The organism is Frankia sp. Mgl5, assembly GCF_023242985.1.
Taxonomy (GTDB): domain Bacteria; phylum Actinomycetota; class Actinomycetes; order Frankiales; family Frankiaceae; genus Parafrankia; species Parafrankia soli.
This window is the reverse complement of record NZ_JALKFY010000003.1, coordinates 67,062-84,637: the sequence shown is the minus strand read 5'-3', so window position 1 is coordinate 84,637 and position 17,576 is coordinate 67,062. Positions and strand designations below refer to the sequence as shown.

The 17,576-nt window shown below is 74.8% G+C and carries 14 protein-coding genes; 8 read left to right on the top strand and 6 right to left on the bottom strand.

What is annotated here, in order from left to right; all coding sequences use genetic code 11:
- Positions 1–317 precede the first annotated feature (317 nt).
- From MXD62_RS02515 to MXD62_RS02505, 3 genes are all read left to right on the top strand, one after another.
- Complete coding sequence (locus tag MXD62_RS02515) at positions 318–3,053, top strand: ATP-binding protein (RefSeq protein ID WP_248827813.1); 2,736 nt, start codon at positions 318–320, stop codon at positions 3,051–3,053.
- Positions 3,054–3,175: 122 nt separating this feature from the next.
- Positions 3,176–3,568, top strand: coding sequence for a hypothetical protein (locus tag MXD62_RS02510; protein WP_248827812.1), 393 nt, complete (start codon positions 3,176–3,178; stop codon positions 3,566–3,568).
- A 114-nt stretch (positions 3,569–3,682) separates the two neighbouring features.
- Positions 3,683–4,531, top strand: coding sequence for a PHP domain-containing protein (locus MXD62_RS02505; protein WP_248827880.1), 849 nt, complete (start codon positions 3,683–3,685; stop codon positions 4,529–4,531).
- 49 nt (positions 4,532–4,580) lie between these two features.
- Here the strand turns inward: MXD62_RS02505 and MXD62_RS02500 are convergent, their stop codons facing one another.
- The gene (locus tag MXD62_RS02500; RefSeq protein ID WP_248827811.1) at positions 4,581–5,054 is read right to left on the bottom strand and encodes a MarR family winged helix-turn-helix transcriptional regulator; all 474 of its coding nucleotides are present in this window, start codon (positions 5,052–5,054) and stop codon (positions 4,581–4,583) included.
- Positions 5,055–5,648: 594 nt separating this feature from the next.
- Between MXD62_RS02500 and MXD62_RS02495 the strand changes: the two genes are divergently transcribed.
- Positions 5,649–6,791, top strand: coding sequence for an Mrp/NBP35 family ATP-binding protein (locus MXD62_RS02495; protein WP_071059322.1), 1,143 nt, complete (start codon positions 5,649–5,651; stop codon positions 6,789–6,791).
- Positions 6,792–7,113: 322 nt separating this feature from the next.
- On the opposite strand, the gene tatB is transcribed toward MXD62_RS02495, so the two are convergent.
- Both tatB and MXD62_RS02485 read right to left on the bottom strand, forming a co-directional pair.
- Complete coding sequence (gene tatB / locus MXD62_RS02490) at positions 7,114–7,650, bottom strand: Sec-independent protein translocase protein TatB (protein ID WP_248827879.1); 537 nt, start codon at positions 7,648–7,650, stop codon at positions 7,114–7,116.
- A 234-nt stretch (positions 7,651–7,884) separates the two neighbouring features.
- Complete coding sequence (locus MXD62_RS02485; protein WP_248827810.1) at positions 7,885–8,949, bottom strand: S1C family serine protease; 1,065 nt, start codon at positions 8,947–8,949, stop codon at positions 7,885–7,887.
- Between the two features lie 820 nt (positions 8,950–9,769).
- On the opposite strand from MXD62_RS02485, the gene MXD62_RS02480 reads away from it, so the two are divergent.
- Positions 9,770–9,979 (top strand): hypothetical protein, encoded by a 210-nt coding sequence (locus tag MXD62_RS02480; RefSeq protein WP_248827809.1) that lies wholly within the window; start codon positions 9,770–9,772, stop codon positions 9,977–9,979.
- A 1,068-nt stretch (positions 9,980–11,047) separates the two neighbouring features.
- Here MXD62_RS02480 and MXD62_RS02475 read toward each other — a convergent pair.
- On the bottom strand, positions 11,048–11,860 hold the full coding sequence (locus MXD62_RS02475) for an anti-sigma factor (RefSeq protein ID WP_248827808.1): 813 nt from the start codon (positions 11,858–11,860) through the stop codon (positions 11,048–11,050).
- Entirely contained in the window at positions 11,857–12,774 is a 918-nt protein-coding gene (sigE, locus tag MXD62_RS02470; RefSeq protein WP_308301183.1) for an RNA polymerase sigma factor SigE, read from the bottom strand. The genes MXD62_RS02475 and sigE overlap by 4 nt, the downstream gene beginning before the upstream one ends.
- Before the next feature lie 91 nt (positions 12,775–12,865).
- On the opposite strand from sigE, the gene MXD62_RS02465 reads away from it, so the two are divergent.
- The 3 genes from MXD62_RS02465 to MXD62_RS02455 all read left to right on the top strand — a co-directional run bounded on the left by MXD62_RS02465 (position 12,866) and on the right by MXD62_RS02455 (position 15,604).
- Positions 12,866–13,528 (top strand): O-methyltransferase, encoded by a 663-nt coding sequence (locus tag MXD62_RS02465; RefSeq protein WP_020458528.1) that lies wholly within the window; start codon positions 12,866–12,868, stop codon positions 13,526–13,528.
- A 353-nt stretch (positions 13,529–13,881) separates the two neighbouring features.
- Positions 13,882–15,144, top strand: coding sequence for a hypothetical protein (locus tag MXD62_RS02460; RefSeq protein ID WP_248827806.1), 1,263 nt, complete (start codon positions 13,882–13,884; stop codon positions 15,142–15,144).
- Positions 15,145–15,232: 88 nt separating this feature from the next.
- Positions 15,233–15,604 carry a hypothetical protein gene (locus tag MXD62_RS02455; protein WP_248827805.1) on the top strand — a complete coding sequence of 124 codons (372 nt, stop codon included), beginning with the start codon at positions 15,233–15,235 and terminating at the stop codon, positions 15,602–15,604.
- Between the two features lie 69 nt (positions 15,605–15,673).
- On the opposite strand, the gene MXD62_RS02450 is transcribed toward MXD62_RS02455, so the two are convergent.
- Positions 15,674–17,530 carry a leucyl aminopeptidase gene (locus MXD62_RS02450; protein ID WP_248827804.1) on the bottom strand — a complete coding sequence of 619 codons (1,857 nt, stop codon included), beginning with the start codon at positions 17,528–17,530 and terminating at the stop codon, positions 15,674–15,676.
- Positions 17,531–17,576: the final 46 nt, after the last annotated feature.

Genomic DNA, 17,576 nt, shown 5'->3' with positions numbered 1-17,576 from the left:
CGGCCGCTATGCACGCGGCAGCCGAGGAACCGCGGCGGTTGAGTGACAGCCAGGACTCCCTCACCCGCCACACATCGCCCGGCGGCGGGAGCCAGCGTGCATAACAGCTTGTGTCGCGTTGCACAGAAGGGTATGAATTGGGCATTTCGGGTGGCCTGTGGGGGCATGGGTGTCGTGGGCGGTCAGGGGGTGGTCAGCGGCGAGGGCGGAAACTCGGATGATCCTTCCGAAGCGATCCGTTAAGACGACCAGCCCGATCGGTCCAGTCACACAGGGTCTAACATTTCGCCCCGCCCGTTCCCGACCGGAAGAACAGGATGGCCCCCGACTCGGTACTCGACCTGCTCGCCGTGCAGATGGCACAGGACATCCTGCCGGCGCGGGTCCGTGACCTGCTCCTGGCCGCCCTGGACGGCGACGTCCCGCTCGCCGCGGAGTTGGCCCGGCGAGGCGGAACCGCCGGTCCCGGCGAGCCGCCCACCACGAACGAGCCGCCCACCACGAACGAGGCACGCACCACCGGCGGGCCCAGCACGACCGGTGGGCCCAGCACGACCGGCAGGCCCAGCACCGCCGGCGAGCCGGCCGTCCACCTGGAGTCGATCGGCGTCCAGGGGTTCCGCGGGATCGGGCCGCTCGCGGTGCTCCCCCTGCGCCCCGGGCCGGGCCTGACCCTCGTCACGGGGCGTAACGGCTCAGGCAAGTCGAGTTTTGCGGAGGCCGCCGAGATCGCGCTGACGGGCGACACCCGCCGCTGGTCCCGGCGGGCGGCCGTCTGGCGCGGCGGCTGGCGCAACCTGCACAGCACCGGGCCCGCGCGCGTCGAGATCACCTGCACGGTGGAAGGCCTCCCCGGGCCGGTCACCGTGACCCGGACCTGGCCCGAGGGCACCAGTCTGGACGACGGCGTCGGCGAGATCCGCGCCACGGACGACGGGCCGTGGTCACCGTCCGGGTGGGACTGGGCGCTGTCCGCCTACCGGCCGTTCCTGTCCTACGCCGAGCTGGGCGATCTGCTCGGCGGACGTCCCAGCGCGATGTTCGATGCGCTGCACGCGATCCTCGGGCTGGACGAGATGGTCGACACGGCGCGGCGCCTGAGCGCGGCGCGCAGCCGGTTCACCGAGGCCGCGCGCCGCTCGCGGGAGGAGCACACCGCCCTGCTCGCGGCGCTGCGGCACAGCACGGACCCGCGGGCCGTCGAGGCCGCCGACGCACTGCGCGACGCCGAATGTCCCGATCTCGGCCGGGCCTGGGCCGTCGCGGCGGGCCTGCCGGCGCCGAACACTGCGCCGCCCGCGAAGCCGGCGGCACCGCGGGAACCGGCGGGGCTGCGGGAACCGGCGGGGCTGCGGGAACTGCTGGGGCTGCGGGTGCCGGCGGAGTCCGACGTCCGGGAGCTCGCCGTGCGGCTGCGCGCGCTCGCGGCCGAGGAGACGAGGCTGGCGGCGACGGCGGCCGGCGACGCGGCCCGCCTCACCGACCTGCTGGCCGCCGCGCTCGACCACCACGAGCACCAGAACGCCGTCCACGCGGGTGATCCGTCATCTGAGGGTCCCGAGGACGGCGCTCGAGGCCAGGGTGGGAGCGGGAGCCGGCCGTGCCCGGTCTGCGGGGTCGGGCGGCTCGACGAGCGGTGGTGGCACGCGACACGGGCGGAGGTCACCCGCCAGCGGGAGCGGGCCGCGGCCGTGCTGGTCGTGCGCGCCGACCTCACCGCCGTGCTGGCCGACGTCGCGCTGCTGCTCGCACCCGCCCCTGAGCCGCTGACCACCCCTGAGCCGCTGGCTCCCTCCGGGCCCCCGGCTCCCTCCGGGCCGCTGACCGCCCCCGGGCCCTTGGCCACCTCCGGGCCGCTGACCGCCGATGGGAGCACGGGCGTGCTGGCCGCGCTGGCCGCGGCCGCGGGCGTGGCCTGGCGCCGGTGGGCACGGCTGCGCGACGACTCCGACCCGCTGGCCGTCGCGGACGGGCTGGAGTCCGCCCACCCTCCGCTGCTGCGGGCGGTCGAGGCTCTGCGGGCGGCCGCCCGCGACGAGCTCGACCGCGCCGACGCCGACTGGCGTCCGCTCGCCGCCCGGGTCACCACCTGGGTCGGGGCGGCGCGGGCGGTCGATGCCGACGCCGACGCGCTGGCCGACGTCCGACAGGCTCTTGACTGGCTGCGGGAGGCGACCCAGCGGCTGCGGGACGAGCGGATGCGGCCCTTCGCGCAGCGGTCGGCCCAGATCTGGTCGATGCTGCGCCAGGAGAGCAACGTCGACCTGGGCCCGGTGCGCCTCACCGGCAGTGCCAACCAGCGGCGCGTCGACCTCGACGTCACCGTCGATGGGGTGGACGGCGCCGCGCTCGGCGTGATGAGTCAGGGCGAGCTGCACGCGCTGGGGCTGGCGCTGTTCCTGCCCCGCGCGACCAGCGACGCGAGCCCGTTCCGTTTCCTCGTCATCGACGACCCGGTGCAGTCGATGGACCCGGCGAAGGTCGACGGGCTGGCCCGCGTACTCGCCCAGGTTGCCGAGACTCGGCAGGTCGTCGTCCTCACCCATGATGATCGGCTGGCCGACGCGGTGCGCCGGCTGCGGCTGCCGGCGACGGTGCTCGACGTGGTCCGTCGCGAGGGGTCGCTGGTGCGGCTGCGCGGGAACCTCGATCCGGTCGGGCGCCATCTCGCGGACGCGCGGGCGCTCGCCCGGACCGGTGACCTGCCCCGCGACCTGGCGATGATGCTCGTCCCGGCGATGTGCCGCTCGGCGGTGGAGACGGCGTGCAACGAGGTGGTCCGGCGGCGCCGGCTCGGTGCGGGGGCGCGCCACGCCGAGGTCGAGGCGGCGCTCGCGGCGGCGCACTCGGTGAGCGAGAAGGCCGCCCTGGCCCTGTTCGACGACGCGCGCCGGGCCCGCGGCGTCCTGCGCCGCCTCGACGGCCACGCGCCGTGGGCCGCCGACACGTTCCGGGCCGTCCGGGACGGCGTGCACGTCGGGTACGACGGCAACCTGCTGAGCCTGGTCCGCGACACCGGCCGGCTCACGGACCACATCCGGACCCTGGCTTGACCCGCGGCCGGCGGCCGGCGTCGCCGCGGTCACCTTCGCCTTCGCGGTCACCTTCGCCGCCGCAGTCGGCGTCGCCGTCGCCGTCGCCGTCGCCGTCGCCGGACCTGCGACTGGACCCCGCGGTGGCGCTCGCCGAGGCCGACCGCCTGCTACGGCGGGAGACCCCGGCGGCGGACGGGTCGTGGCCGCGGCTGTGCGCCTGGCTGCTGCGGCTCGCCGTGGAGCAGGCCGTCGACGAGGTGTGGCGGGCGCACGGCCGGCCGGAGCTCGTCCGGCTCTCGATGCGGGCCCAGCTGCTGGTGCTGCCGAGTTTCACCGATCCGGGTGCCGCGGACGAGGCCGGCGCCGCCTGGTACGCGCTGTCACGGGCCGGCCATCAGCATTCCTACGAGCTGGCTCCCACCGCCGCCGAGCTGCGCCGCTGGCACCAGGACCTCTGCTCGCTCCTGCCCAGGCTGATCGCGGGGCGCGCACAGGCCGTCACGCCGGCGGAGGGTGGCCGGACGGGCGGATAGTGTGGGCCGGATCGGCTCAAGGAGGTCGCGCTGCCCACAACTCCCGCCCCGGCCTCTGGTCCCGCCCCGACCCCCGGCCCGACGTCCGGCCTGGTCCCCGGCCCGTCCTCCGGAATCGACCTGCACACCCATTCGACCGCGTCGGACGGGTCGGCCAGCCCGGCGGAGCTCGTCCGGCTCGCCGCCGCGACGGGCCTCGAGGTGCTCGCGCTGACCGACCACGACACCACCGGCGGGATCGACCGGGCCGCGGCGGCGCTACCTGCCGGTATGACGCTGGTGCCCGGTGCGGAGATCTCCTGCCGGGTCGCGGTGAACGGGCACCAGATCTCGATGCACGTCCTGGCCTACCTGTTCGACCGGGCCGAGCCCCGGTTCGCCGCCGTCCGGGCCCGGCTGCGGGAGGAGCGGGCCACGCACGCCCGCCGGATGGTGGAGCGGCTCGCCGCGGCCGGTCACCCGGTGCGCTGGGAGCGGGTCCAGGAGCTGGCCCGGGGCACCGTCGGACGTCCGCACGTGGCGGCCGCGCTGGTGGAGGCGGGACTGGTACCCGACGTGAACAGCGCGTTCAGCCGCGAGTGGATCGGCGCGGGTGGGCGCTTCTGGGCCGAGAAGGTCCAGCCGGACGTCCACGAGACGCTGCGGCTGATCCGGGACGCCGGGGGCGTGAGTGTGTTCGCGCACCCGTTCGCCACCTCCCGCGGCGAGACCGTCGGGCCCGACATCATCGCCGCCATGGCCCGGGACGGGCTGACCGGCGTCGAGGTGGACCACCCGGATCACACACCGTGGGCCCGGGCCCGGCTGCGGGAGATCGCCGCCGATCTCGGTCTGGTGACCACCGGCTCGAGCGACTTCCACGGCGACCGCGATCGGCGGGGCCTCGGGTCGGAGACGACATCCAGGGACAGCTACGAGGCGCTGGTCGCGAAGGCCAGCGGGTCCAGCCCGATCCGGGCTTAGCGAACCCGGCGACGGGGCCGGCGGCCGTCCACCGCGGGGCGGCGGGCGGTCAGACGCCGGAGCCGCAGCCGGTGCCGGGCGCGGGCGTGGGTTCGGGACCGCCGAGCCGGCTCAGCAGATCCCCGAGGAGATCCTGCTCCTGCGGGGTGAAATGGTTGAGAACGTGCCGCACCACCCCTCGGAGGTGGGTTCCCGAGGCGTCCCTCAGCCGCTTCAGTCCCGCGTCGGTGAGCGCCGCCAGCGTGCCGCGGGCGTCCGACGGGCAGGAGCGGCGTTCCACCAGGCCCTCCCGCTCCAGGCGGTCGACCAGCCGGGTCAGCCCACTGCGGGACAGCAGCACCTTCTGCGCCAGCTCGCTCATCCGGAGCTGGTACCCGGGTGCCTCGGCAAGCTGCACGAGGACGTCGTAGGAGGCGAGCGGGAGCTGGTGCGCGGCCTCGAGCTCGGTTTCCAGGAGCCGCGTGGCGTGCGCGTGCGCCCGCAGGAGCTGCCGCCAGGCTCGCATGCCGCGGGCGTCCACCATCCATCTCGGCTCGGCCGGCCCAGATCCAGCCGGCCCAGATCCAGCCAGCTCAGGCCCAACCAGCTCAGGCCCAGCCAGCTCAGGCCCAACCAGCTCAGGCTGGGCCCGCCCGGGCTCGGATCTCCCGGGTTCGGCCACCTTCTGCTCGGCCACGGTCGAATTCTCCCGCCCCACGTGGATCAGAGTACGACGGTCGGTACGGTCCCGCCCGGATCTCAGGCGCCGTCAAGGGCCGACCGCACCACTGTGCCCGGCTGTACCCATGCGCCCGGCCGAACGTGCCACCCTGGTCCCCGCATTCCCGCACGCCGGGCACCGCCTGCCCCACCGTGTTCCGCCCCCCACTGCCGGACCGGCCCAGCCGCCCACGCGCGGGCTATCGTGGAAAGAGGTCGCGCCCGGTACACGACCTGCACGCGATCTGCGCAACGTGACCCGTCCACTCGCCCGTCCCGGCGGTACACACCCCGGCGGGCCGATCCCGAACACGACTGCGCCGGACCCGTCGAGCACGGTCCGGCACCCGAGCCCCCCGCTATGCCACATCCGAGGTCGGCCACGACCGAGGATGTCGACCCGCGACCGAGGTTTCCCTTGCCACCAGCCCTGCCTTCGTCCGACGCCATCCAGTCCGCCCTCGCGACCGTGCTGGACCCGGAGATCGGACGGCCGATCACCGAACTGGACATGGTGGATTCGGTCCACGTTCGCGACGACGGATCTGTCGATGTGGTCGTCCTGTTGACCGTCTCCGGCTGCCCGATGCGGGATGAGATCACATCCCGGGTCACCCGCGCCGTCAGTGGTGTGGACGGCGCCCGGGACGTACGGGTGACCCTCGAGGTGATGACCGCCGAGCAGCGGACGGCCCTGCACGAGAAGCTGCGGGGCGGCACCCCGCAGCGGGTCATCCCCTTCGCGCAGCCCGGGTCGATGACCAGGGTCTACGGGGTGGCCAGCGGCAAGGGCGGCGTCGGCAAGTCGTCGGTCACCGTCAACCTGGCGGCCGCGATGGCCCGGTCGGGGCTCGCCGTCGGCGTCCTCGACGCGGACATCTACGGCCACTCCGTCCCCCGGATGCTGGGCATCGACCGCGCACCCACGCAGGTCGAAAAGATGATCATGCCACCGCAGGCCCACGGCGTGAAGGTCATCTCGACCGGCATGTTCACCCGCGGCAACCAGCCCGTCACCTGGCGCGGCCCGATGCTGCACCGAGCCCTCGAGCAGTTCCTCTCGGACGTCTTCTGGGGCGACCTCGACGTCCTGCTCCTCGACCTGCCGCCCGGCACCGGGGACATCGCGATCTCCCTGGCCCAGCTGGTTCCCTCGTCCGAGCTGCTGCTGGTGACCACACCCCAGCTCGCCGCGACCGAGGTCGCCGAGCGCGCCGGGACGATCGCCGTCCAGACCCACCAGAACGTCGTCGGCGTGGTCGAGAACATGGCCTACATGCCGTGCCCGCACTGCGGCGAGCGCGTCGACGTGTTCGGCGAGGGCGGCGGCGCGGCCGTCGCCGAGCGGCTGACCAGGGTGCTCGGCCATGAGGTGCCGCTGCTCGCCCAGGTCCCGGTGGACGTCCGCCTCCGGCAGGGCGGCGACTCCGGCAAGCCGCTGGTCCTCTCCGACCCCGACTCCGAGGCCGGGAAGGCGCTGCGCGCCGTCGCCGAGCGGCTGACCTTCCGCTCCCGCGGCCTGTCCGGCCGCTCGCTGGACATCAGCCCCGCCCGCCGCTAGACGCTGCGGCGGGCGGGAGCATGCCGGCCGGCTGCACCAACGCTGGCTCGGCTGAAGCAAAGCCGACCCGACCGGACCGAGACGTTCCCCGCGCGGTGGAGACCCGCCACGCGGGGAACGCGACCGGGGACCGGATACGAGAAAGCCGCCGGGCAGGGGCTCGGCGGCTTTCTCGACGGAACGGATACCCAGGTCATCCCGCCCCCGTCAGGACGGCCTTCGCGGCGACACGAACTGGGCGGACGCACAAGGCCCCGCCGGTTACCAGCGGGGTCCTGCGGAGACTGGCGCATCCGGCGCCTGGCGACTGGCGCCCGGGATGTCAGGTCGTGTCGGGGTCGAACGGGGGCGGGGTCGACGTCGACTCGGCCCGCTCCACACGCGCGGGCGCGGGCGGCGGCGAGCTGGCCGCGACAGCCGTGCCGCCAGCCGGGCTCGGCTTGGTCAGCGACGGCCGGCTCGCCGGCTTCGCGACCGCCTTGGCCGCCGTGCTGCTCTCGGTGCCGGCCGGCAGGTGGGCCTTGGTCAGCGCGGGCGTGGCCGGCGGCTCGTCCTCACCCAGCAGCGAGTCGAACGACGTGCGCTTGCCCGGGTAGGCCGGGAACAGCGAGTCGTCGTCGCCCTCGAAGAGGTGCTTGCGGACGAAGGTCTTGGGATGCAGGTCCCGCAGGTCGAGGTCGGCCAGCTCGGGGCCCAGCTCGGACCGCAGGTCGTTGCGCATGCCGTTCGCCATCTGGCGGAACTGGCGCAGCATCCGGCCCGCGTCGCGGGCGGCCCTGGGCAGCCGATCGGGCCCGAAGACGAACAGCCCGATCAGGAGCAGTACGACTACCTCGCCCCACCCGACGCCGTTGAACACAACGGTCAGAGTACCCCGCCTGCCACCGCCGGCGAAGGGCTCGAACATGACGAACAGGTGTCCTGAGCGCCACTGCGACCTGGGCCGCCGGCCGCGTCGTCCGGGCGCGCGCACCCGACCAGGAGGTTCCGCCCCGGGACAGGCCTGCGTCCAGGCGCCTGGCCACCCCACCGATGTGCCACCGCGTGCCCCGCCGCGCAGGCACGGGGCCGGGGCGGCACGGCCGGAGCGGTATCAGCCGGGCGACTGTTCCTGGAGGACCACCCGCGCCGTGCTCTCCACTCCGTTGCGCTGGAAGGTCACGGTCACCGTGTCGCCGACGTGGTGCAGCCGGGTGGCCGCGGTGAGATCGTTCGTGCTGGTGACGACCGTGTCGTCGACCCGGGTGATGATGTCGCCCGGCAGCAGCCCGGCCGCGGCCGCGGGGCCCGCCGGCTCGACGTCACGGATGATCGCGCCCGGGGTGGTGCCGCGCGCCCGGGCCTCGGCGGCGGTGACCGTAGCGGCCGACACTCCGGTGTAGGGGTGGGTGGCCCGCCCGGTGCGGATGATCTCGTCCGCCACCGACGCGGCGTAGTCGATGGGGATCGCGAACCCGACGCCGACGCTGCCCGACGGCGCCTGCCCGCCCGGCGCCGTCGCGATCGCCGTGTTCAGGCCGACGACCTGGCCACGGGCGTCGAGCAGCGGGCCACCGGAGTTCCCGGGATTGATCGCCGCGTCGATCTGGATCGCTCCGATGATCACGGACGCCCCGCCGCCCTCGGCGGGCACGGTCGGGTTCCGGTCGAGCGCGCTGACGATCCCCGTGGTGACCGTCCCCGAGAGTCCGAAGGGCGCACCGATCGCGATCACCGGAGCGCCGGCGACCAGCGAACCGGACCGTCCCAGCGTCGCCGCCGGCAGGCCGGAGGCCCCGGGGATGCGCAGCACCGCAAGATCCGAGGAGGCGTCCCGTCCGACGATCTCGGCGAGCACGGGCTCGGTGCCATCACTCATAGTGATCATTACCTGGCCACCCGCGTTCGCCGCCGGCGCGATGACATGGTTGTTGGTGAGTACGTAACCCTCAGACCGAATGATCACCCCGGAGCCGTTCCCGCCCTCGGCCCCCGCCGTCACGTCGATGGTCACAACGGACGGCAGCACTCGCGCGACGACCCCGGCCACCGAGCCGGGGTCGATGACCGTCGGCGCGGCCTCGGCGGACGCCGTCGGCGACGAGGTCCCCTCGGAGTCACCCAGCATCAGGCTCGTCACCCACCCACCGGTCGCTCCCCCCAGCAGTCCGGCGATCACAGCAGTTATCACGAGCGCCCGCCGGCCGTGGCGGATCTTCGGAGCGGCCGCGCGGTGGTGCGTCGCCGCGCTCGCGGCTCTCGCCGCGTCGGCCGTTGCTCTGGCCGCATCGGTCGTGGACGCACCAGACGTCGACCCCCCTGCCGCGGAGGCGGGTGCCGATTTCCCGGCGCCCGACGTCCCAGCCGCCGAGGTCGCTGGGGCAGATGGGGCGGATGGGGCGGGCGTGGCCGAGGAGGGCGCAGACCTACCGGAGGGCGCAAGCTCCGAGGGTGGCGGCGTGGGCGGGCGCGGGGCGCGCCGCGGCCCCACCAGATCCACCAGCGGGTCGGCCAACGGCCGGCCGGCAACGCGCTGGTCGGCGTCCCGCGAGGTCGTCTCACGGAGGCCCTCCCGCGCGACGCTCCCCCGGGCACCGTCCCTGGAGACGGCCTCACGGCTGGTCTCCCGCGAGACCGGTGCCCGACCCGTCTCCCGCGAGACCGCCTCCCGGCTGGCCTCCCGCGGAACACTCCCCCGGGTGCCCTCCCGCGAGACCGCCTCCCGGCTGCTCTCCCGTGGGACGGCCTCCCGCGAAGCCGACGGCAGCGGGCCCTGCGGTGGCGGAACCGAAGGCCGCGAGCTCTCCCGCGCAACCGCTGGCCGTGGCTGCGCCGTCACACGCGCCTTCGCGGCGGTGCCCGGATCGGAGCCTCCCCGGGCAGCCGGCGTGCCAGGGGCCGATCCCGCTCCTGGCGCGGGCCCCGTGCCGGAAGCGGCGCCCGTGCCCTGAACGCCACGCCCACCACCGTCACGCTTCGGCGCGCCCGCGCGGGACTCGGTGTCACGCCGACCCGGATCGCCGGTAGGCGACGCGATCGGCGTGCGGGCCACGCTTTCGGGGCCCACGGAGCCAGTCCGCGCGGCGGCGCCCCGGCTGGACGAGCCGTTCCCGGTGGCGTCCCGGGTGGTGGAGCCATTCCGTGCGGTGGCGTCCCGGCTGGCGGCGCCGTTCCGTGCGGTGGCGTCCCGGCTGGCGGCGCCGTTCTGAGAGGACGAGCCATTCCGCCCGGCAGCATCCCGGGTAGCGGAACCGTTCTGAGAAGACGAGCCGTTCTGGGCGGCACGGCCTTCCCGGACGAGCGGAGTCTTCGCGGCAGCGGCACCATCCGACGCCCCCGGCGGGACGGCGCCCTGCCGGCCCGCCGGCCCCTTCGGCGCGGCGGCTGCCTCCCGTGCGGCCGTAGCCCGACTGGACGCCTCCCGGCTGGGTGCCTCCCGATCGGCTGGTTCCCGGCCGGATGTCGCGCGAGCGGCCGGGCCCCGTGGGCCGGCACCGTCCCGTTCCCCGCCAACGCGCCTGGTCGTCTCGTCGCGTGTGCCGCCGGTGGCCCCGGCGTTACCCGTCGTGGACGAGCTCCCCGTGCTGGACGGGCGGCCTGTGGTCGGCGCGCTCCCGCGTGTGGTGGCCCGGACCGGCTCGACGAAGGGTGGCCGTTCCGCCGCCGACGCCGGCCGGCGCGGCGCGTCCGCCCGGGCTTCGGGGCCGGGACGACGCTCCGTCGCGGGGCGGCGTTCCGTCGCGGGGCGGCGTTCCGGCCCGTGCAGCGGCAGGGACGCCGGGACCGGTCGGCTCACACCTCCTGACGACGGGACGGTGCCCTCCGCCGCCCGCGAGCGGGGTGCGGGCACGGGCACTGACGAGGCTTTTGCCTTGTCCGTGCCAGGACGGGCATCGGTGGTCTGGTCGTCGCCGGTGGTGTCCACATGCCCTCCCCGATGTGCTCGGCTCGCGGCGCTGCGGACCGTCGGCGGCTCATGCACCACCGCGGCCCGCGAGACCGAGCGGACAACACGGTAGAGGTTCACGGAGCGGCACAGGAGGGCCACCAGACACCAAATCCGCCGGCACAGGCCGCCGAGACCACTCATCGTGAGGGAGTCGGCGCGTTCACGCACTCTGCGGTTACCCACCTGCCCTTTTCGGCAGTGAAAAAGCCCGGTGGACGACCTTCGCGTTAGCCCGATCGGGCCATCAAATGATCACCCATGGCGCCGCGGGGGAACGATCGCGGCGCCACGGAGGGCTCGAGGAGGGCCCGTCGAGAGCTGTCGGGAGCTAGGGACGCCGCGGGAAGGACACCGAGGCGATCATCTGGACCGAGCGGGGAACACCGGCCGCCGGTGCCTTCGCCGGGATCACGGTCGCGACCGTGGGGACCGAGCCCTGGTCGGGCCGCCGGGGCGCCGCGCGCCCGTCCGCGAGCGCCGCGCCGCTGACCGCGAGGAGCATGAACGCGGCCGACCCGACGAGTGTCCGCCGCATCCGGCCGTGCCGGCGCGGCCGGGGGGTTGTGATCGCCGGGCGGCCATGCCCGGCGGCGCGTACGGCGACCTCGGCGCCGGCCAGAGCCGCGCCGGGCGCACCGCACCCCTGTGAGCTGGAAGCGAGGCGAGCGGACCCGGCCGGGACCCGGGACGACGCGGCCCCCGGTGGACGTTTGACCAGCAAGGCTGATCGGCCCGCGGAGGCTCCTGGCCGGGACGGCGACCCGCCCGGTCGAGCGGGGCGGCCGGTGCGGACCAGGCCCGCCTGGCGCGCCGGCGAGGCGGCCGGACGGACCGACCTGCGCGGAGCGGATCCCTCGGCGACGAAACCGCTGGCCATCGCGGGCATCCTGCGCGGGGCGGGCGGCGCGGGCCGCGCGACCTGGTACTCGCGAGCACCGAGGCTGAGCAGGGTCGAGGTCAACGTGCTGGGGAGGGTGGGAGTCGCCAGGGCGGAGAGCCGGGCCTTGAGCCTGCGCTGCTCGGCTACCTCCGCCTGACAGTCGGGGCAGCACGCGAGGTGTGCCAGCGCGCGATCCCTCTCGTCGTGGCTGAGCTGCCCGTCGACCAGGGGGGTGAGGCGCTCACCGAGATGGCTGCTCACGCCCGCCGCTCCCGAGGAGCACCGCCCTCGGCTCCGACGGCACTGCTCACCGGACCTCGGCGGCGGTCGGTCCGGCGACCACGGCGCCCCGACCTGTCCGGTTCGGCCGTGGCGGCGTCGACCGCGAGCTGGCTCTCACCCGGACTCGTGGCGCCCACCGGCGGCCGTTCCCAGGAACCGCTGGTCTCCGCCTGGGCCGGGGACGGCCCCGTGGCCGGGCCCACCGCGGCGTTCGAGACTCCGTCGTCGCCCGCCATCGCCATCCCGCGTGGGGCGCGGTCGGCGAGCGCGGCGCGCAGCATCGCCCGCCCCCGGGAGATCCGGCTGCGGACGGTGCCGAGCTTGACCCCGAGCGTCTGTGCGATCTCCTCGTAGGAGAGCTGCTCGATGTCGCACAGCACGACCGCGGCACGGAAGTCCGGCGGCAGCGCGGCGAGAGCGGCCTCGACGTCGGCGTCCAGATGGCTCTCGGCGTAGACGGCCTCCGGGCTCGCCTCACGGCCGGCCAGGCGCTCGGTGTCCTCCGGCAGGGCGTCAAACCTGATCTTCTGCTGGCGGCGCATCCGGTCCAGGAACAGGTTGGTCGTGATGCGGTGCAGCCACCCCTCGAAGGTGCCGGGGGTGTAGTCGGCCAGCGAGCGGAACACCCGGACGAAGACGTCCTGGGTGAGGTCCTCGGCGTCGTGCGCGTTGCCCGTCAGGCGATAGGCAAGGCGGTACACCCGGTTGCCGTGCTCCCTGACCACGTCCTCCCAGGACGGAGGCACCCAACCAGCTACTTCTGGGGTGGCGGCCGTGTCGGGGACGGCCGAACCAGCCCCGAGCTCCTGCGCCGCCACAGCCGCCTCTCGGTCGGTTCGCGACGAACGTACCCGACGCGCCGGCCAGGGAGCGGCGAATCCCGCTGCGGACACCGATGTTTCTCCCCTCGACCCAGTCGACACGGGCGCACTGACAAGACGAACGTTCCTGTCTTGTCTCCCGTTCCCGTAGGCTGCGGATGTCATGCCGGACATCGACATCGCCGCACGGGAATCTGCCGTCGCCTACGCCGAGGGCTTCCTCGTGGAAGACCCCGTTCTTCGTGCTGCCCGCGCCCGCGCCGAGGAGGTCGGGATCGCCCCGGTCAGCCCCGGCGCCGGGGCGGTGCTCCGCTTCCTCGCCGCGTCCGTCGGCGCCCGCGCAGTCGTCGAGATCGGCACGGGTACCGGTGTGTCCGGAACGTGGCTCCTCCGCGGGATGCGTCCTGACGGAACCCTGACCACGATCGACGTCGAGGCCGAGCACCTGCGGCTCGCCCGCCGCATCTACGCCGACGCCGGGATGGCCCCCGGCCGCTCCCGGCTGATCACCGGGCGGGCCCTCGAGGTGCTTCCCCGGCTCACCGACGGCGCCTACGACCTGGTGTTCTGCGACGCCGACCGGCGGGAGAGCACCGAGTACCTGACCCAGGCGCTCCGCCTGCTCCGTCCCGGCGGGATCGTGGCGTTCACCGGAATCCTCGCGGGCGGGCAGACCGGCGACCCGGCCACCCGCGTCCAGGATTCCGTGGCCGTCCGGGAACTGGCGACCGCCGTCCGGGACGACGTTCGCCTCACCCAGATGCTGCTCACGACCGGGGACGGTCTACTGGTGGCGGTCGTGGCGAAGTCCTCCCCCGTCGGCTGATCGCCCCGCCGACGGCACCGAGATCGGTGCATTCGACCGGTATTACCGATTAGTCTCTGTGGGCCGGGCGCTATGCCCGTGCCGTCGGCAGTGCGTCCCAGTCCCTGCCCACACGGATCCTGCCCAACCGGACGACCCGCGTGCCGACGAGCACTGGCCGAGCGATGGCCGCCAGGCCGCTCCGGGCGTCCAAGAGGGACGTCCGAAGTAGACCTGCGCGGCCCAGAACGCCCGGCGGTACGGCATCCCGACGCGACGAGCGCGGGGCGCCGCCACGCCGACCGGCGCGAGCCGTTCGGTGACGGTCGAGGCCGGGAGTGGACGTCGTGCGGAGTGACGTGGCGCGGAGTGAGGTGGATCGTCGTCGTTTCGACGACGACTTCGGCTACCGCGGCTCCGCGTACCACGATGCCAACTACGACGATGCCAGGTACGACGGCGCCGGGTACGACGATCCCGAGTTCCGCGGCCCCGGGTATCCGAGCCCTGAGCCCCGCGACTCCGGCCGCCACGATCCCGGCCGCCACGACCCTGGCTATCGCGACGCGGGCTACGACGACCGCGACTATCGCGACCCCGGGTACCCCGGCTCCGGCTCCGGCTCCGGCTCCGGCCCGCGCCGTCCCGCCCCTCGCCCCGACGACACCGGGCACCGGCCCGGCAGCTCGTACCGGGATGACACCGGGGGCCGGGCCGACAGCGGGTACCGGGGCGGTTCCGGTCCCGACGGGCCCGGGCGGCGGGACGACGGCACCCGGCAGCGCGGCCAGTCCGGTCGGGCTGATCGGGCTGATCGGGCTGATCGCACCGACCCGACCGGCCGAAGCGGCTACCCCGACCGATCCGGCGGACCCGCCCGCCCCGGCTACCCCGACCGATCCGATGATGCCCTGCGTGCCACCCATCCGGGCCGCGACCGACACCCCGGCGGCCACGGCGCGCGGCCGGGGTTTCCGGCCGCGGGCGGCTTCGCGCAGCGGCCGCCCGCACCGCCGCAGTCACCACCACCGCCGCGCCGGGAGAACTGGCTCGGCTGGGTGGCGTTCCTGCTCGGAATCGCGGTGCTCTCCGGCGCGGCCGGCTACACGCTGAACCGGGTGACCAGCGGGTCGGGTACCCCCGCCGCGGGCCAGACCACCGGCGAGCAGCCCTCGGGCACGACCGGCCCTGCGGCCGGCGGCTCGGGGCAGGGCACGGGGCCGACAGCCGAGCAGGTCGCGATCCTGCTCGCCAACCAGGGCCTGCCGCTGCGGACGAGGGTCGTCTACACGGCGCAGAACGACCCCGACCGCCTCCTGGGACGTCCCGGCGGGTATTCCAGCCGGCTCGCCTTCACCGACGAACGCATCAGCGCCAGCGAGATCGCGGGCGCGCCGGCGGACGCCATCGAGCGCGGCGGTGCCATCGAGGTCTTCGCCGATCCCACCGCCGCAGCGGGCCGCGGCGCCGCACTGCGCGCACCCGTCGGCGGTGACCTCCCCAAGGAGTACACCTACGTGCGCGGGACGGTCGTGCTGCGGCTCTCGCTGATCCTTCCGGAGGAGATGGCCGCCGGGTACGAGACCGCCCTCGCCGCGGTTGCCGGGCAGCCGTCGCAGCCCGGGCAGCCGTCCTAGTGCGTCCTGGCGTCGCGGTGTCCGGCGCGTGGCCGGCGGCGGCTCGGTCGACGTTTGCGTAGGTGCCCTGGAGGGGGAGTCGTATGGCATGAACATCCGGGAGTTCTACGACGCCGATCCCCGCCGCCGGGCATCCGAGGAGATCACATTCGGGGACGGCTGGACCACGGCGGACGACGAACACTCGACCTACCGGCTGAACTGGGTGGTCGACACCGGTGAGGTCTACTCGGTGCGCGAGCCGCACCCCGGCGGCATCCTGGCCCGCTACCTCGATCAGCTCCGCGTGGACCAGGCCGACGTGGACGAGCTCCTCGTGGATGTCCTCGCCGACACCGACCGGTACGCCGTCGAGGCCGCGCTCGCCGGCTGGCCCGCGGTCATGCCGGAGAAGGACAGCCTGAGCTGGGCCCGGCGCCAGCTCACGGCACTGGGCTCCGCCAGTCCCTCCGGCCGCTGACGGCCTGCTGACGCGCGTCCGGAGGCCTGCGGCAGGGCCGGCCAGCCGCAGGCCTCCGGACGCGCTCCGTCAGGTGGGCTGTTCGCCTGCCGGGGCTCCGGCGAGGTAGGCGATCAGGGTGCGCACTCCCCACCCGGTACCGCCGCGGCTGATCTCGCCGTCGTCGGAGTCCGCGCGGGCCGTGCCGGCGATGTCGAAGTGCGCCCAGGGCAGACCCACGGTGAACTCCCTGAGGAACAGCGCGGCGGTGATCGACCCGCCGTTGACGTCCAGCGCACGGCCGATGTTCGCCAGGTCGGCGACCGGCGAGTCGATGGCCGGCCGGTACTCCTCGGTCAGCGGCAGCCGCCAGACCCGCTCCCCCGCGCGGCCGGCCGCGTCGGCGAGCTCGCCGGCCAGCGTGTCGTCGGAGGAGAACAGGCCAGCGGTGCGCCGACCGAGCGCGACGGTGATCGCGCCGGTGAGCGTGGCCAGGTCGACGATCTGGTCGGGGGCGAGGGTGGCGGCGGCATAGGCCAGACCGTCGGCGAGCACCAACCGGCCCTCGGCGTCGGTGTTGAGTACCTCGACCGTCGTTCCGCCCCAGCAGGTGATCACGTCTCCGGGCCGGACGGCGGACGCGCCGATCATGTTCTCGGCGAGGCAGAGCAGCGCGGTGACCTTGCCGGGAACTTCCAGCTCGGCCAGCGTGACCATGGCGCCGAGCACGGCAGCCGCGCCGGACATGTCGGTCTTCATGCTGGCCATGGAGACCGACGGCTTGAGCGACAGCCCGCCGGAGTCGAAGGTGATCCCCTTGCCGACCAGCACCCGGTGGCCGGGAGTCCTCCCGCCGGCCGTGGACGGGCCGTCGTAGGTCAACGTCACCAGACAGGGCGGGCGCGGAGAGCCCCCGCCCACCGCGACCAGCCCACCGAAGCCCTGGCTGACCAGGTCGGAGTGGTCGAGCACGGTGACGCCCAGGCCGGCCCGGGACGCGGCTCGCACCGCCTGGTCCGCCAGCCAGCGTGGCGTCTTCACGAGGCTCGGCATGTTGATCAGATCACGGGCGAGGCACACGCCGTCCGCCACGGCGCGCGCCCGGCGCACCGCCTCGATCAGCGCCGGGTTCTCGGCGCGCTCCGTACGCAGAACGAGGATCCGCTCGGCTCGCGGACCGGCCGGCGGCTCGTCGGGAGCGGACTCGGCCGACTCCGCGGACTCGGTACCCGCCTCGTGGGTCGTACCGGTGACGGCGTCCTCCGGGGTGGCACCGGTGACGGCGTCTGCCGGGCGGTAGGAGCCCAGCACGAAGCCCTCGACGAACGCGTAGATCTGCTCGGCGTCGGGTTCGGCGACGACGAAGGGCCGCCCACGCGTTCCCCCGCGCCGGGCGAGAGCCGCGCCGGCCGAACGCCAGTCGGCGGTCCCACCGGCGCCCACGCCGAGCAGGAACAACCGCCACGGCCGCTCGGAGCGCGACAGCGGCACGACGAGGACACCGCCCGCGTCGCCCCGGAAGGCCTCGTTCTCGATCAGGCGGTCCGGGTCCGCGCCGACGCGCGCGCAGGCGCTCCGGCCCTGCTCGCCGACGACCGCGGCACCATCGACACTGGTGACCACGACGGCGAGCACGGAACAGTCCCAGCCGACCGCGGCGCCGGCCGTGCCCTCGGCGGCAGACCCCTCACCGGCGGCACCGGCGGCACCGGCAGTACCGACCGCTCCGGCACTACCGGGCGAGCCGGCGACACCGGGCGCGCCAACGGAGCCGGCCGGCGGCGCCGGTTCGCCCGGCGCCCCGCCGGTATCGTCCCGGACCGGCGGCTCGCCCGGCTCGGGCCCACCAACTGACGGCGGGTGCTCGGTGGATGTGAGGATGACGAGGGGGGCGCGGTACCTCGAGTCGATGAGGTCGGCGTCCTGGGTGGGAGCGGCGGTCGTCACGCGGACGCCTCCGCCCCGCGGACCCGTCCGCCGGGCCGGGGGTAGG

Coding starts and splice junctions, on each gene's coding strand:
- MXD62_RS02515 (WP_248827813.1), top strand. CDS start 318: ATGGCCCCCGACTCGGTACTCGACCTGCTCGCCGTGCAGATGGCACAG.
- MXD62_RS02500 (WP_248827811.1), bottom strand. CDS start 5,054: ATGGTGGACGCCCGCGGCATGCGAGCCTGGCGGCAGCTCCTGCGGGCG.
- MXD62_RS02465 (WP_020458528.1), top strand. CDS start 12,866: ATGCCGGACATCGACATCGCCGCACGGGAATCTGCCGTCGCCTACGCC.
- MXD62_RS02455 (WP_248827805.1), top strand. CDS start 15,233: ATGAACATCCGGGAGTTCTACGACGCCGATCCCCGCCGCCGGGCATCC.